Here is a 15074-nt window from a genome sequence, read left to right on the forward strand (position 1 = left end):
CTCCATCCTTTCTTTCATCCATTTTCTAAATAATCTTTGACTATTACTGACTATTATACCTGAAAAATATTATTTTTACCAAAAATAGCAATTTTAACTTACTGACAGACTTAAGCGTTGAAAAGTAAAAAAACCGTTACTAACGGCTTTTTTACTTATTATATTCTAAAATAATTAGTCAACTTTTACAATTTTAACTGTCATTTCGCCAACTGGAAGTGGTACATTTACGATGTCTCCAATTTTTTTACCAATCAAAACTCGAGCAATTGGTGATTCATTAGAAATTTTTCCTGAAAATGGGTCAGCTTCAGCAGTACCAACAATTTGATAAGATTCTTCGTCAGTTTCGCCAACTTCAACAAAAGTTACGTTTTTACCAAGTGCTACTTCGTCTTTAGCAATTTTTGCGTTATCAACAATTTCAGCATAACGAATCATTGTTTCAACAGTTGAAATACGTCCTTCGATAAAGGCTTGTTCATCTTTAGCTGCTTCGTACTCTGAGTTTTCTGAAAGGTCACCATAGCTACGAGCAACTTTGATACGGTCAATGACTTCTGGACGTTTCACAAGTTTTAAATTTTCAAGTTCTAATTTTAATTTATCAAGCCCTTCTTGGGTCATTGGGAATGTTTTTTCCATTATATTTCTTTCCTTTTTTATAAACTTTTTTCTCTTTTAATCAAATCTAAATTAATGATAGCTTAGCTACTTATCTTATCATTCACATATTTTTGAACATTTGCATTTTGTTCATCTAAGTTTTTAGCAAAATAAACTTTCCCTGTTGTTACGTCAGCAACAAAGTATAAGTAGTCATTTTGAGCAGGATCAAGTACTGCTTTAATAGATGATAAACTTGGACTATCAACAGGACCAGGGCCAAATCCAGTATTTGCATACAAATTATATGGCGAATCTAGGTTGGTGTCAATATTAGCATCCTCTGAAAGACTTGTTTTTTCACCAAGTTTACCTTCGGCATAAAGAATTGACAGATTAGAACCCAAAGTCATTCCAGCATTCATACGATTATAGAAGGTTCCAGCAACATTTCGTCGATCATCATCATTGTTGGCTTCTTTTTCAACCAAAGCTGCTAAACTCAAAACTTCATTGACAGTCAAATTCTTTTGAGCAATTGTATCATAGTAAGGAGTGAGCTGAGTATTGGCTGCTTGAATCATATTTTCAATGACTGATTCAACTGTCGATGATTTTGTGTAATCATAAGTCGCTGGGAACAAGTAACCTTCTAACTGATATTTGATTCCTGAATCTTTTGTTGGCAAGCTTGCGAACAGTTTAGGATAAGCCTTAACCATTTTAGCGATAAAGGTTGGGTCTTGAACGGTTTTCATGAAGTCTGCTTCAGAAAATGGCGTTTTTGCATTCTTTTCATTGCTTCCACTATTAACTGTCACAGCTTTAGCAATTTGTGTTAGCGTATAGCCTTCAGGAACTAAAATTTTACCTAAAGTTGGAGCAACAGGTTTTTCTGTTCCGCCTTCTTCAAGTTTACTAGCAATTGTAGATAAGCTCATGTTTGGTGCAAGATTATAGTAACCGCTTTTAAACTCTGAATAATTTTTAAATTTTGTATAATACTGAAAAACCATTCCATTTTTAATAATGGATTGTCTTTGCAAAATTTCACCAATTTGCTTACTACTTGAACCAGCAGGAATATTGATTGACTTAGCTGTTGCATTCTTAGAATCCAAAGGTTGAATGCCAGATTTTACAAAGTTATAGCCATACCAACCAGTTCCTCCAACAACTAAAACTAAAAGAACAACAATCACAGCAATGATTTTTCCTGCTGTTACTTTTTTCTTTTTCTTATTTTTGTTCTTATTCTTATTTTTCTTGCTAGAAGAAGTTTTTTTAGAAGAACTGTTGGTTCTTCTTGAAGGTTGATGTTTAACCATTTTTTCTGATTCTTTTTTTTCTGAAAATTGTTCTTGTTCAACCTTTTCATCTTGAACTTTTGATTCACTTCTTGAAAATTGAGGAGGAATATCTTGGTTTTGAATTTCCTCAGAAACCACTCCATCTAAATTTTGACGCAATGAATCGCCTTCTTCTGAAAGGTTTTCATTTTCTACAAAAGGTTCTTCTTCGTTTTCATCCGCTGCTGGAAAATCAAAGACGGGAAGTTTGAAAGGCTCAAGATCAACTTTCCTTGGTTCGATTTTTCGCTCAGGTTCTTCTGAGTCACTCCTGCTGGGACGTTCGAAATCTTCAGGGTCTGGGAACTTAGTTTCTGCTTGTTTCGCTGCATTTTCTTCAAGTTGGCGAAGTATTTTTTCTTTAAAACTTCCTCGAGAAAATTCAGTTGTTTCTTTGTCCACCAAATTTTTTCTCCTTATGATTAGCTTTCGCTCAATAATAAAATTTTACTTTTCCTAATTGTAACCGTTCTTTTAATTTTTTACAAATAAAAAGAGAATATTCATAAAAGTGAGGCTGATGCCTCACTTTTATGTGTTTTAGTCTTCATCAGTATCGTCTGAATCATCTTCATCGTCTTCTACATCGATGTCAACTTCTTCATCTACATTATCAAGTTCAACTTCCGCAAGTTCTGCGTCATAAGCAGCGACGTCATCTTTATCTTCGTCTTCTGCTTGAGTATCGTATGACATGTCTTCTTCAGTTGTTTCTTTTGCGCCTTCTTCATCTTCTGGATCGATTTCGTCTTCGATACCAAAAGCATTGACTTTTTTACGTTTTTTAGCTGGTTTTTCTTCTTCTTCGTCTTCAATTTCATCAAGAGCGATAACTTCTTCGTCAATCTCATCAATGGCGTACCATGAACGAAGTGCCCAGATATTATTTCCTAATGGAATGAAACTTCCGTCTGTATTGATTTCTGTATAAAAACGAGAAATACTAGCTTTAATTTCATCATCTGATTTTTCCAAATAATCTTGAATCGCTCTGATGATTTCAGAGAATTGCATTTCTTTGCCATTTTGCTCCAATAAAGCATGAGCAACTTCAATCATTGAAAGTTCTGAGATTTTTTGTCCTTCTAAGGCTGTAATTTTCAAGTTTTTACTCTCTCTTTTCCTAATATAAAATATAGGCTCATTTCCTAAAAAACGAACGCTATGTGGATTTTCTTTTTATAGTGTATATCAAAATTAGCTTGCTGTCAATATTTTACGCCAAAAAACCTCTGTTTACTTGCTTTTAGCTTAACTATACTCTCTTGTTTTTATCAAAAGAATACTAATAACATTTATTGGCTACCGACAGTAAAGAAATTAATAGTGCATTAGAACTTTATAATCGTAATCTCCGATTTTTTCGCGACCTTTAAGTTCATCAAGTTCGATAAGGAACGCACATCCGACAACAATTCCACCCATTTTTTCAACAAGTTCAATTGTAGCAGCAATTGTTCCACCAGTTGCAAGCAAATCATCAACAATCAAGACACGTTGTCCTGGTTTGATGCTATCTGAATGCATTGTGAGTGTGTCTGTTCCGTATTCTTTTTCGTAAGTTGCTTCAATGACTTCACGAGGTAATTTACCAGGCTTACGAACTGGGGCAAATCCTACACCAAGTGCAAAAGCAACTGGACATCCAATGATGAAACCACGTGCTTCTGGACCTACAACCATATCTATTTCTTTATCTCTTGCATACTGAACAATTTCGGTAGCAGCATAGTTATAGGCATTTCCGTCTGCCATCAAAGGGCTGATGTCGCGAAAAACTACGCCTTCTTTAGGATAGTTTTCAATTGTTGCAATATAGTCTTTTAATTCCATGTTTTTGTTACTGACAGAATTGTCAGTGCTCCTTTTTTCTAACATAAGTTCGTTATTTTTACTGACAGCTTTATTATTATGAGTATAGCTGATTTCGTCAGTAACTTTTTATAAAAACGAAATTATTTTTCTAATAAATTTTGATAAATTTCTTTGACGGGTGCTAAAGCAAAAAGTTCTTGCATTTTTACAATTTTTTCTAGTTCTTGATAAATTGTACTCTCAGAAATTTCGCGTTTATCGGCCGTCTTATTAACGGTCATTAAGCCATTGTCAATGCTGACAAATTCAAGTTCCTCAAAGATTTTTATCATCTTGACAAGCAAGAGATGAGGGATTTTCAAATAATCCGCAAGTGATTTTAATTTATAGCGAATATCAAATTCTGGAAATTGATAAATTGCTTTATAAAGTCTTGCAAATTCTTCTCGTGTTCCACTTCCTGTTAAATAATAGCTATCAGTGATTTTATTTTTAAAATAAATCATTTTAAAATCATCCGACGCTGCTTTACTGACAGCTTCTTTTAATACTGACAAACCTGTTAAATCTCCAGGTGTCTCTTCGATGACAAGCACATCTTCCATTATACCATGTTTTAGCTGATTTTGAGAAAAAATATTGGCCTCTTTTGGGATAGGAATTTGTTTACTTCTTATATCAAGAAGTTCGACACCAACTGAATCAGCATCTTCAATCATTAATTGAAGACTCGTATTTCCATTCCAACTATTACTTGAAAGTGTTGCGACTAATTTTGTTTGTGCCTGTTCGAATTCCAATTCTTCTGAACCATGTTGGAAATAAACGGCATCAATTTGTTGCTTTTCTTCCTGAATTTTTAATTTAAGATGAGCATTGTCTTTCCCCATACTTCGGCTTTGAATCACCTTATAATCTTCGATTAAAAATCGAGGCTTAGGATTATCCATGCCAAAGGGAGCCAATTTTGCTAAATTAGTGATTGTTGAGAGCGAAATATCGTCTAAGTGGCAACGGTCAGCAATTTCTAAGGGACTTTTTTTAGACATATCTAAATGATTGTCCACGATATAATCAATCATCGCCTTTTTAACTGCTTCTACGTTTTCCAGACTTAAAGTCATTCCTGCGGCTTGTTTATGACCACCAAAAGCAATAAAAAGTTCACGATGGGCATTTAATGCCTTGAAAATATCAAAATTTTCGATTGACCGAGCAGACCCACGCAAAATCCCATCTTCTTGGGCCAGCATGATTACTGGCTTATGTATGGCTTCTAACAAGCGACCCGCAACAATTCCTAAGACACCTTTATGCCAGTCCTTATGATATAAAATCTGAACAGGTTCATCTGTCAGCATACTCAGAGCTTCATTGTGAATTTTTTCCACAATTTCTTTTCGCTCTGAATTTTTTTGGTCAATCATTTTGGCAATTTCATGCGCTTCATCTTCATCCCAACCTGTCAGCAATTCAATGGCTGGGTTTGGGTCATCGAGACGTCCCAAAGCGTTTAAACGAGGAGCAATTTGAAAACCAACCGTTTCCTCAGTGATTTTATCAAAATCAACCCCAGCATACTTCATTAATTCTTGTAGGCCGGCACGCTCTGTTTGGGCCAAAACTTTTAGACCATGAGCCACTAAAATTCGGTTTTCATCAGTCAAACTGACCATGTCAGCAATTGTACCAATTGCAACTAAATCAAGCATTTCACTGGGTGCATATTCTAAAAGAGCACAGGCAACTTTGAAGGCGACACCAACTCCTGCCAAATATTTGAAAGGATATTGACTGTCAGGATGTTCGGGGTGGACAATGGCATAAGCAGGGGGAAGTTGGTCAGGAATTGAGTGATGGTCGGTAACAATTACATCCACTCCATTTTCCTGTGCCCAGGTAATTGCCTCCAAGCCAGCAACCCCATTATCTACAGTAATAATAAGATTGATATTTTCATTCTTAATATAGTACTGATAAACGTCAAGATTTGGCCCGTAACCGTCAGTAAAACGATTGGGTAAATAAACTTGAGCCTCAGCTCCTAATTCATCCAGAGCGGATTTCATGACTGATGATGCAGTCATTCCGTCAGCATCATAGTCACCATAAATTAAGATATTTTCACCTTGCTCAATTGCTGATAAAATACGCCCTGTTGCTTTTTCCATATCATGAAGTAGAAAAGGATCATGTAAATTTTCTAAACTTGGCTTTAAAAATTGCTCAATTTCAGCTTCTGCATGAATTCCTCTTTGATAAAGCACGCGACTTGTCAATTCATCTAATTTATGTTTTTTCGCTATCTTTAGAAAATCTTCGGAAATGGCTGTATCAGCCACTTTCCAATCATATTTTGCTTTTATCATTTTAATTCTCTTTATCTTTTCTATGCTCAATTCAATTATTTTAGCATAAATTACTCGAAAAAAATGGCTAAGTTTAGAGATTATTTTTCTTTTATTTAATAAAATCCTAAACTTTTCTATAATTTACTGACAGAAATAGCATTAAGCTTCTATCAGTAAAAAATTCTATTTGAAATTAAAAAATTTGGCAGAGATAAAATCAAAAAGCGAAGGAAAAATAGCTCGCAATTTGGCCGCTGTGGATAAAGTCCAAGGTAAATTGATTTCTCTTTTCCTTTTTCCCAAGTTATTCACAACTTTGTCAGCAACTTTAGATGCTGAAATTGCATTTTTCCCCACCTTTTCCAGATAATCTCCATTATCTTTGTGAAATTTGGTTTTTACAGGTCCAGTATTCACAGTTGTCACAATTAATTGTGGATTTTCCATACGCAAAGCATCTGAAAATGTAATCAAAGCCGCCTTAGAGGCAGCATAAATTGATGATTTACCTGTTGGTAACTTTCCAGCAATTGAAGCAATATTAATCAATTGAACTTTCGGTTCTAATAATCTGGTCAACTGGATTGGCATTAACGTATTAATGACAAACTGTTCTGTAATTTCCCCATCAGTAAGTTCAGTGAATTCTTTAAAAATACCAAAACCAGCATTATTAATCAAAATATCCACAACAAAAGATTGTTCATTAGTCAAAAGTTCATCATTGGTCAGTAATGTAACATTTTCAAGCTGACCATAGCGTTCAATCAGAGCCTTACGGCTACGTGAAACCAAAATTAAATGGTCATTTTCTTTAGATAAAGATTTGACAATTTCTTTAGCAATATCACCAGTTGCACCTGTAATTACAATATTTCTAACCAATTTTTTCCTCGTAAAAATCCTTAACCACAAAAGTGTTGGAATGAACAGTTTGTGCCTCACGCACCAATTGTCCAACCAAAGGTCCAACATAGCGTGCACTAATATGAGTCAATAACAATCGATTAACTCCGGCTTCTTTGGCGACGTCTGCTGCTTGTTTAGTCGTTGAATGACCATGTGCTTTTGCCATTTTACTTTCATTTGCTTCATAAGTTGCCTCATGAACCAATAAGTCTGCTCCATAAGCTAAGCGTACTGCAACATTCGATTTTCTTGTATCGCCTAAAATCGTGACTATTTTACCAGCTTTATCCGCTCCGATATAATCTTTAGGATCGAAAGTTTTTCCTTCGTACTGAACAATCTCACCTTTTTTTATTTTACCAAAAAGGGGTCCGAAAGGAAGCCCAGCTTCTTTTAAAGCATTGGCATCGAGTTCACCTATTCGATTTTTTTCTACGACGCGATAACCCAAGCAGAAAATAGTATGGTCAAGCAAATCTGTATGGACTTCAAAACTATCATCTTCAAAGATTTTTCCAGCCGAATCAATTTCATGAAAATTGATACGATAAGCTAAGCGTGAACCCGAGATTCTAAGAGCGGTCAAAACAAAATCTTTAATTCCCACAGGGCCATAAAGCTCCAAATCAGTTTGTTCATCTGAACTTTGAAAACTCCTACTAGACAAAAAACCAGGCAAGCCAAAAATATGATCCCCATGTAAATGTGTAATAAAAATCTTAGTAATTTTTCGTGGCTTAATTGTCGTATTTAAAATTTGATGTTGCGTTGCTTCACCACAGTCAAAAAGCCAAATTTCATTACGCTCATCAAGCATTTTCAAGGCAATTGCCTGAGTGTTTCTTGATTTAGAAGGCTGACCAGCCCCAGTCCCTAAAAATTGGATTTCCATTGAACCTCCATCAGTTTCAACTCACCTTAAGGCAAATTAAAACTTTATTTTCTCAAAAATGAGAATTATTTTCTAAAACAAGAAAAGATTGTGAAACTTCCCCACAATCTTTTCTTCAATAAATTAGTGACCCGTGCTGGGCTCGAACCAGCGACCCTTTGATTAAAAGTCAAATGCTCTACCAACTGAGCTAACGAGTCATGCTTAAAGCGTCATTTTCACGACGAAATATATTATAACACAGACTTTCTGAAATTTCTAGTCTCAGCTGTAATTTTTTTATTTTTTTAAAATTTATTATTTATTTATCTCTGATAATGGCCACACACATGTCCAATTAATCATTTTTTTCATCATCAAAGGGCAGTAAAAAATGTGACCAATCCAAAAATTATACCTGGAAAGTTTGCCGTTGCCAAAGCTAAATCTCTAGGCTTTTTGCCAATTCCATAAGTGACCCAAAGTGTACAATTAATTGCAGCAACAAGGGGCTGAATAGGATTTCCTTTGATTCCACTAAGATTGTTAGCAATTTGCGGAAGATATGACACATACATCATTACCGACATCCCAGTCGCTACCCAACTTAAATACTTAATAAATTTCTCTTGATTCATAAAAGCCCTCCTGTAAAATGATAATATCAAAAAACTCTCGGTTTCATTCTAACTATTTTTTAAATTTAAAACCTAGTCATTTTACCTTCGAGTCAATATCTTATTATAACATATTTAGGATTCTATAAAACGCAGTCATTGGCACATGTTTAGCACAAAAACAATAAAAGCCGCTCAACCGAGCGGTTTATTTACTTAATTAAATGCGTCCGGAGGGAATCGAACCCCCATCTCAAGAACCGGAATCTTACGTGATATCCATTACACTACGGACGCGCTACAATCACTTTATTCTACCTAATTTCAAAAAAAATTGCAAGAAGAAGCTTGCTATAATAAAAAAAGCTATCCATCGATAGCTTTCCATTTTTACTTTATTTACCTGCTTTAATGGCTGATAAAATCTGAGTCCTTAAACTTTCTGCTCCTTCAGCTCCGCTTGGAAGGAAAATGGTTGAATTTCCACCTGCAGCAAATTGATTCAAGGTATCTAAATATTGGTTAGTTAACAAAATCGCCATAATTTGTTCTTCATCAAGCGCCACACCAAGCTTTTTGATTTCGGTAATTTGTTGAGCCAAACCGTCAACAATAGCCTTACGTTGTTCAGCAATCCCTACCCCATGCAGACGGTCTTTTTCAGCTTCTGCTTCAGCGGCAGTTACAACTTGAATTTTATTAGCATTTGCCAACATTTGGCTGGCATCTTGTTTACGTTGTGCCGCATTGATTTCATTCATAGATTGCTTAACTTCAGCATCAGGTTCTACTTTAGTAATCAATGTTTTTACGATAATATAACCGTAAGTTTGCATTTCTTCAGCAACTGTTTTTTGAACTTCAAGAGCGATTTCATCTTTTTTCTCAAAAACATCATCCAAAGTCAATTTTGGTACTGCTGAACGAAGGGCATCTTCAATATAAGCCTTAATTTGTTCACCTGGATTCATTAACTTATAGTATGCATCTTTGATGGATTGTTCGTTTACTCGATATTGCGTTGCAATATTCATCGTAACAAAAACATTATCCGCAGTTTTAGTTTCAACTGTCATCTCTGTTTGTAATAAGCGCAATTGAACTCGAGCAGCAATCCGATCAATTCCCCAAGGAAGTTTCAAATGAAAACCAGGGTTTGCAGTAAATTGATACTTCCCAAAACGTTCAACAATTGCAACAGTTTGTTGTTTAACAACAAATACAATTGTACTCAAACTAAAGATTAAAATGAGCAGGATAATTGCTAAAACAACGAGTGGAATAAAAATCATAAAAGTTCCTCCTTATATTTGACCAAAAGTTACTGACAAACTTTTCTGTCAGTAATTATGAAAAATTCAGTCTTATTAATTACTGACAGCATCGCCAGTAACCGTTTTCACATAGTCTATCACTTATCAAAGATAAATGCAATTTTTTTGATAGTTTATTAACTAACGATTAAAAACCTTTTGTAATATAGATAAAGTGTTTACGTCCGTCACGCCCAAAGCATAAAGGACTTAAGAAGCCAATTTCTTCGGCTTGTTCTAATAAATCTTCAATATTATAGCCGGCTAAGCGAATATATTCCCCATTTTCTGCTTGTTCTGTTAGTGCTGTTAGGTCTTTCACTTTCTCAAATTCACTTTGAAATTGAGCAGGTTTCATTGTCAATTTTCCGTCTTCTTCCACTAATAGATAATGCGGGAAAATCTGTGCAATTTCAAACATCAATTCGGCTGTCACTTTTACCGGAAATTCACTGAAAATAATTGCTTCTTCTGCGTCATTTTTATATGAAAAACCAAATGATTTTCCAGAAAGATTGAGTCGAATAAATCTGAAATTTTCATAACCATTTTTTCCTTCAAGTTGAAAATCTGGATTTTCTTCAAAAATATCAAAAGCTTTAGAAAGTTCAAAGAAATAATCTGTTGCATCTTTCGGTGAGCGTTTTTGATAAAGTTCAGCAAAATAAGCATTTAAAACTGATGCTGGTGGAGTCACCAAAAGTCTTTTATCTTTTACATTGGTCAAGGCAGCTAATCTATTTTCTAAAAAGATATGGTCTTGAGCCATGAAGCCACCATATTTCATTCCCAAATCAATCCATTTTTTATCAGTCATTTTTTCTCTCCATTTTTAATAAAATTTACTTATAAAGTCCTTTTTTCAATCTTTTTCATTATAACATTTTTAAGGAAATGCGTCAGTTCAAAAACTGACTGACTTTATCAAAAACTGGGTCAGGATAATTTTTTGAAAAAACATCTTCAAATTCGACAGACATTCGATTTTTAAACCAAGTCAATTGTCGCTTGGCATAGCGTCTTGAATTTCTTTTGACCAACTCAACAGCTTCTTCCAAACTAATGTCCCCTGAAAAATAAGGGAAAAATTCTTTATAACCAATCCCTTTTGCCGCTTGAACTTCTGGTGCTTGCTCATACAAAGTTCTAGCTTCATCTAATAAGCCCTCACGCATCATTTGATCAACCCGTTGATTAATTCGATCATAAAGCACTTTTCTGTCAGCATTTAATCCTATAAGCAAAAAATCATAATCAGAACCCAAATTTTCATCTTGAGAGCCGAAAGCTTGCAGCTCCAAAAAACGAATCGCCCGTCTACGATTTAACTCAGGAACTTCTGGATTTATTTTAATCACTTTTGCAAACAATTCCTCATCAGATAAAAGAGATAATTCTTCACGAAGTTTCATCATCTCCTCATGATTTTCCTGTCCGCCAAGATGATAACCTTCGATAAGAGATTGAATATATAAGCCAGTTCCTCCGACGATAATTGGCACTTTTCCTTGGTCAAGAATTTCTTTAATTAATTGATTAGCTTCAATGACAAAATCATGAACCGAAAAATTTTCTGTCCATTTACGTACATCAATCAAATGATGAGGAACTTGAGCTTGTTCAGCCATAGTCACCTTAGCGGTTCCAATGTCTAATCCTTGATAAACTTGCTGAGAATCACCAGAAATAATTTCACCATTAAATTTGATTGCTAAATCAATGCCAAGTGCTGTTTTCCCCACAGCTGTAGGCCCGACAACCACTAAAACTTTATTATTTTTCATTTATTTTTTATGACTCACTCTCACCATTTTCATTCTCTATTATTTCAGAAATAGCCTGTAAATTCAAGCACTGACAAGAAAAAATTACTGACAGCTCAATTTCTATCAGTAATTTTTATTCTATTATTCTTAAAGTTTTTATGCAGCAAAAACTTTTTGATAAATTCTTTTTCCACGATTCATTAACGATTTTCGATAATCCTCACGTCCCACTATCAGAGTCATTTTACTAAAGATATAGCATGAAAGTAGTGTGACCGCAAAGTTAGGAAGTGACAAGAATGTTAATAAGGAAACACTTAAAACGACCACATCGACCATAAACAAAACCTTGTCAATTTTAAAGTTCCATTGCTCCTCCAAAATTCGGCTCAATAAGATTGATCCTCCAAATGTTCCTTCAGAAATAATAACTAATCCTGCCCCGAATCCTGAAAGAAGTCCATCGAAAATTCCTGCAAAAATAACATGTGAGAATTGGAAACCAGTAACTCCTAATGCTTCATAAATCATTAACCAACCACTCATGGCAAGCGCTCCAGGAATGCTCAGTAGTAAAATTCTCCGCGGAAGCGAACGTCCTCCGAAAATGAAAAGTGGTACATTTACCAAAAAGAAAGTCAAGGCTGGGTTGATGCCAAAAACAAAATCCATAAGTACAGAAAAACCAGCGACACCATTACTTGCTAGACGATTAGGGATGACGAATAACTGAACTGAGAGTACATAAAGTCCGACACCTAAAATAAGTATGAGTAAGTCCCTCATAAACTTTTTGTCAATTTTTACACCTATAATTGTCATATTTCTTACCTTCTTTCTTTATCATTTATTTATTACAACTGCTACTAATATATCACATGCACCTAATCTTAACCTTAACCAGTTAATTATTAAAGAGTCTTTCTTTTTAAAATGTGCTTCGTTAGCGTTTTCACATTTTTTGATTTATAATGAAGGTAGAGCAATTTTTAAATAAAATATAAAGGAGTCCACTAAATGAAAAATAAATTTATCCAAGGCTATCTCATTGGAAAATCTGTCGAAATTCTTGTTGCAGGTACAGCCCTGTTAATTGCCAAGAAAAAAGGTTATCTTCCTTCTGCTGACAAGGCCGAATTTATCGCTCAAAAACGAAAAGAAGCCGCTAGAAAACGACTTGCTCGTTAAAAATTTTACTGACAGAAATAAAAACTTACTGACAGAAATTTTGTCAGTAAGTTTTTTTATATTATTTAATGAGTTGCTGAAGCTTCTGCTTCATCCACCTGTTCCAATCGTTCATGAATTTCCAAATTACGTACATCTGAAAGAACCAAGGGAACTGTTTCAACAGTTACTTCCGAGAATTGAAGACCAAACCAACGAATTGGGGAAGCCGTAATTCTCTTGATTTGTGCTTTAGTTTGAAGAACAAAACGCTCGAAACCTGGCATTTGACGTGCATTCATTAGCTTTTCTTCAACAACGACAAAGCGGAAATCTCCAACTTTACGTCCTGGAGTGATACTGTAATGTTGATGCTGACGTGGCAAACGTCCTGATTCCATCAAATCCGTCACAATTGTTCTTAAATAACGCGGAACTTCTTGACGCATACGGAATCCAAGATAGAGATTCACACGAACAATAAAGTCAGTATCCATCATGTCTACTTTATACTCAGAAGTATAAGGCTCGTCAGTAACTTTTACATTTACAAACCAATAACATTCTGCACGTTTTGGTCGTTTATCCAAGATTGAATATAAGATTGAACGGTCAATCCATTCATGGTCCATTTTGCTTGTTAAATAAACCACATTTGTTTGATATAAATCATAAGATTCATCATGACGCAAAGCATTAAGTTGATTTTTATACTCATTAATATTCAATGATTTGATATATTTCATGACAATCTTGTGTGACTTGTTCCAGATGAACATCACGAAGATAATTGCCAAGGCAATCAGAACCACAATATATGCTCCGTTGATAAATTGGACAAGAGAAGCAGCAAAGAATGAGCCTTCAATACAAAAGAGACCGATAGAAATAATTGCAATGGCAATTTTTGGCGTTCCTTTTTGAATTAAGAAATAAGTCAAAAGTGTTGTTGTCATCAACATAGTGATGGTAATGGCCAAGCTATAAGCGGCTTCCATATGTTCTGAAGTTTTAAAATACAAAACAAAGAATGAAGTCGTTACCCAAAGAGCAAAGTTAACTGCTGGGATATAAAGTTGTCCCAAAGTTTGCCCTGGATAATAAATTTTGAACAATGGCAAAAGTTTCAAACGAATCGCTTCAGACACCAAAGTAAATGAACCCGAAATCAGTGCTTGAGAGGCGATAATCGCCGCCAATGTTGATAAGATAACGACATAAATAACCATATTATCAGGTAAAACAGCAAAGAAAGGATTAAGTTTTTCAATGTGTTCACCACGGTGAGCTAAAAGCCAAGCTCCTTGTCCACAGTAAGATAAGATAATACAAATCTTAACAAATGGCCAGCTGACATAAATATTTCCACGCCCAACGTGTCCTAAGTCAGAATAAAGTGCCTCTGCCCCTGTCGTTACCAAGAAAATAGAACCCAAGATAAAGAAACCAGCTTTATTTTCTGGACTAAACAATAAGTGAATCGCATAATATGGATTAATTGCTTTTAAAATTGATAAGTCAAGAAAAGAATTAATCAATCCACTTACACCCAAAAAGCCAAACCAGATAAACATAATTGGTCCAAATAAACGACCAACCAAACTTGCTCCAAACCTCTGAATCAAAAAGAGAAAGGCAAGGATTATCAAAGTTGTTACCATGACTGCCGTCTGATTTGAGTAAACATGTGTTACTCCTCTTAAACCCTCGATGGCTGACGTGACCGTCACCGCAGGAGTCAATGCTCCATCCGCTAATAATGTCGCCCCACCAATCATTGCTGGAATAATCAGCCATTTTCTCATCCGTCTCACAAGGGTAAAGAGTGAAAAGATTCCCCCCTCATGATGGTTATCTGCTTTCAAAGCAATCAGAACATATTTAACAGTTGTAATCAATGTTAAAGTCCAAATTACAAGAGAAACAGCCCCCAAAATAAAGCTTTCAGAAAGATTTGCTAATCCTCCCTGTCCTCGAACAATGGCCTGCATGGCATAAAGTGGACTTGTTCCGATATCACCGTAAACAATCCCTAATGCAATCAGGAACCCTGCAGATGTCGCTTTATTAAACGACCGATTATGTAAGTGTACTTGACCCACTTTTGTAACTCCTCAACTTTCTTCAACGAAAATAGTCAAATAAAATAAAACGAAGCGTAGCTCGTTTTTTAATAGCTTTATTATAGCAGATTATCCCCTGTTTATTCAAAAAAAACTGCGGGAAATTATATTTATTTATTTCTCACAGTTTTATATATAATACAGTAATCATCACAAAAGCGATGATAGCAACAGTAAGCTATCTTTT

The 15074-nt window shown here is 35.0% G+C and carries 14 protein-coding genes and 2 tRNA genes; 1 reads left to right on the forward strand and 15 read right to left on the reverse strand.

Features of this window, described 5'->3' with window-relative positions; genetic code table 11:
- Positions 1–174: 174 nt before the first annotated feature.
- From greA to HFD15_RS10345, 14 genes are all read right to left on the reverse strand, one after another.
- Complete coding sequence (gene greA / locus HFD15_RS10280) at positions 175–648, reverse strand: transcription elongation factor GreA (RefSeq protein WP_033899645.1); 474 nt, start codon at positions 646–648, stop codon at positions 175–177.
- A gap of 59 nt (positions 649–707) precedes the next feature.
- Entirely contained in the window at positions 708–2360 is a 1653-nt protein-coding gene (mltG, locus tag HFD15_RS10285) for an endolytic transglycosylase MltG (RefSeq protein WP_058208572.1), read from the reverse strand.
- A gap of 135 nt (positions 2361–2495) precedes the next feature.
- Positions 2496–3059, reverse strand: a complete 564-nt coding sequence (gene rpoE / locus HFD15_RS10290; RefSeq protein WP_012897344.1) for a DNA-directed RNA polymerase subunit delta — start codon at positions 3057–3059, stop codon at positions 2496–2498.
- 216 nt (positions 3060–3275) lie between these two features.
- Complete coding sequence (locus HFD15_RS10295) at positions 3276–3788, reverse strand: adenine phosphoribosyltransferase (protein WP_012897343.1); 513 nt, start codon at positions 3786–3788, stop codon at positions 3276–3278.
- Between the two features lie 122 nt (positions 3789–3910).
- On the reverse strand, positions 3911–6139 hold the full coding sequence (gene recJ / locus HFD15_RS10300; RefSeq protein WP_058208573.1) for a single-stranded-DNA-specific exonuclease RecJ: 2229 nt from the start codon (positions 6137–6139) through the stop codon (positions 3911–3913).
- Between the two features lie 165 nt (positions 6140–6304).
- Positions 6305–7006: an SDR family oxidoreductase gene (locus HFD15_RS10305; protein ID WP_015425952.1), complete on the reverse strand. Its 702-nt coding sequence runs from the start codon at positions 7004–7006 to the stop codon at positions 6305–6307.
- Complete coding sequence (gene rnz / locus HFD15_RS10310; protein ID WP_003129545.1) at positions 6999–7922, reverse strand: ribonuclease Z; 924 nt, start codon at positions 7920–7922, stop codon at positions 6999–7001. The genes HFD15_RS10305 and rnz overlap by 8 nt, the downstream gene beginning before the upstream one ends.
- Before the next feature lie 127 nt (positions 7923–8049).
- A tRNA-Lys gene (locus tag HFD15_RS10315) sits at positions 8050–8122 on the reverse strand.
- Positions 8123–8278: 156 nt separating this feature from the next.
- A complete protein-coding gene (locus HFD15_RS10320) occupies positions 8279–8539 on the reverse strand; it encodes a SemiSWEET family transporter (protein WP_023189601.1) in 261 nt (86 codons plus the stop codon).
- A gap of 204 nt (positions 8540–8743) precedes the next feature.
- A tRNA-Arg gene (locus HFD15_RS10325) sits at positions 8744–8815 on the reverse strand.
- A 98-nt stretch (positions 8816–8913) separates the two neighbouring features.
- On the reverse strand, positions 8914–9810 hold the full coding sequence (locus HFD15_RS10330; protein WP_003129543.1) for an SPFH domain-containing protein: 897 nt from the start codon (positions 9808–9810) through the stop codon (positions 8914–8916).
- Positions 9811–9979: 169 nt separating this feature from the next.
- On the reverse strand, positions 9980–10648 hold the full coding sequence (locus HFD15_RS10335; protein WP_023189600.1) for a hypothetical protein: 669 nt from the start codon (positions 10646–10648) through the stop codon (positions 9980–9982).
- Positions 10649–10730: 82 nt separating this feature from the next.
- Entirely contained in the window at positions 10731–11615 is an 885-nt protein-coding gene (gene miaA / locus HFD15_RS10340) for a tRNA (adenosine(37)-N6)-dimethylallyltransferase MiaA (protein ID WP_025016860.1), read from the reverse strand.
- 138 nt (positions 11616–11753) lie between these two features.
- Positions 11754–12419 carry a YitT family protein gene (locus HFD15_RS10345; protein WP_003129540.1) on the reverse strand — a complete coding sequence of 222 codons (666 nt, stop codon included), beginning with the start codon at positions 12417–12419 and terminating at the stop codon, positions 11754–11756.
- Positions 12420–12614: 195 nt separating this feature from the next.
- On the opposite strand from HFD15_RS10345, the gene HFD15_RS10350 reads away from it, so the two are divergent.
- Positions 12615–12785 carry a DUF3042 family protein gene (locus tag HFD15_RS10350; RefSeq protein WP_011675764.1) on the forward strand — a complete coding sequence of 57 codons (171 nt, stop codon included), beginning with the start codon at positions 12615–12617 and terminating at the stop codon, positions 12783–12785.
- A gap of 65 nt (positions 12786–12850) precedes the next feature.
- On the opposite strand, the gene HFD15_RS10355 is transcribed toward HFD15_RS10350, so the two are convergent.
- Entirely contained in the window at positions 12851–14866 is a 2016-nt protein-coding gene (locus HFD15_RS10355; RefSeq protein ID WP_003129537.1) for a potassium transporter Kup, read from the reverse strand.
- Positions 14867–15074 lie beyond the last annotated feature (208 nt).

This window comes from Lactococcus sp. EKM203L (assembly GCF_011800585.1).
Lineage (GTDB): Bacteria > Bacillota > Bacilli > Lactobacillales > Streptococcaceae > Lactococcus > Lactococcus lactis.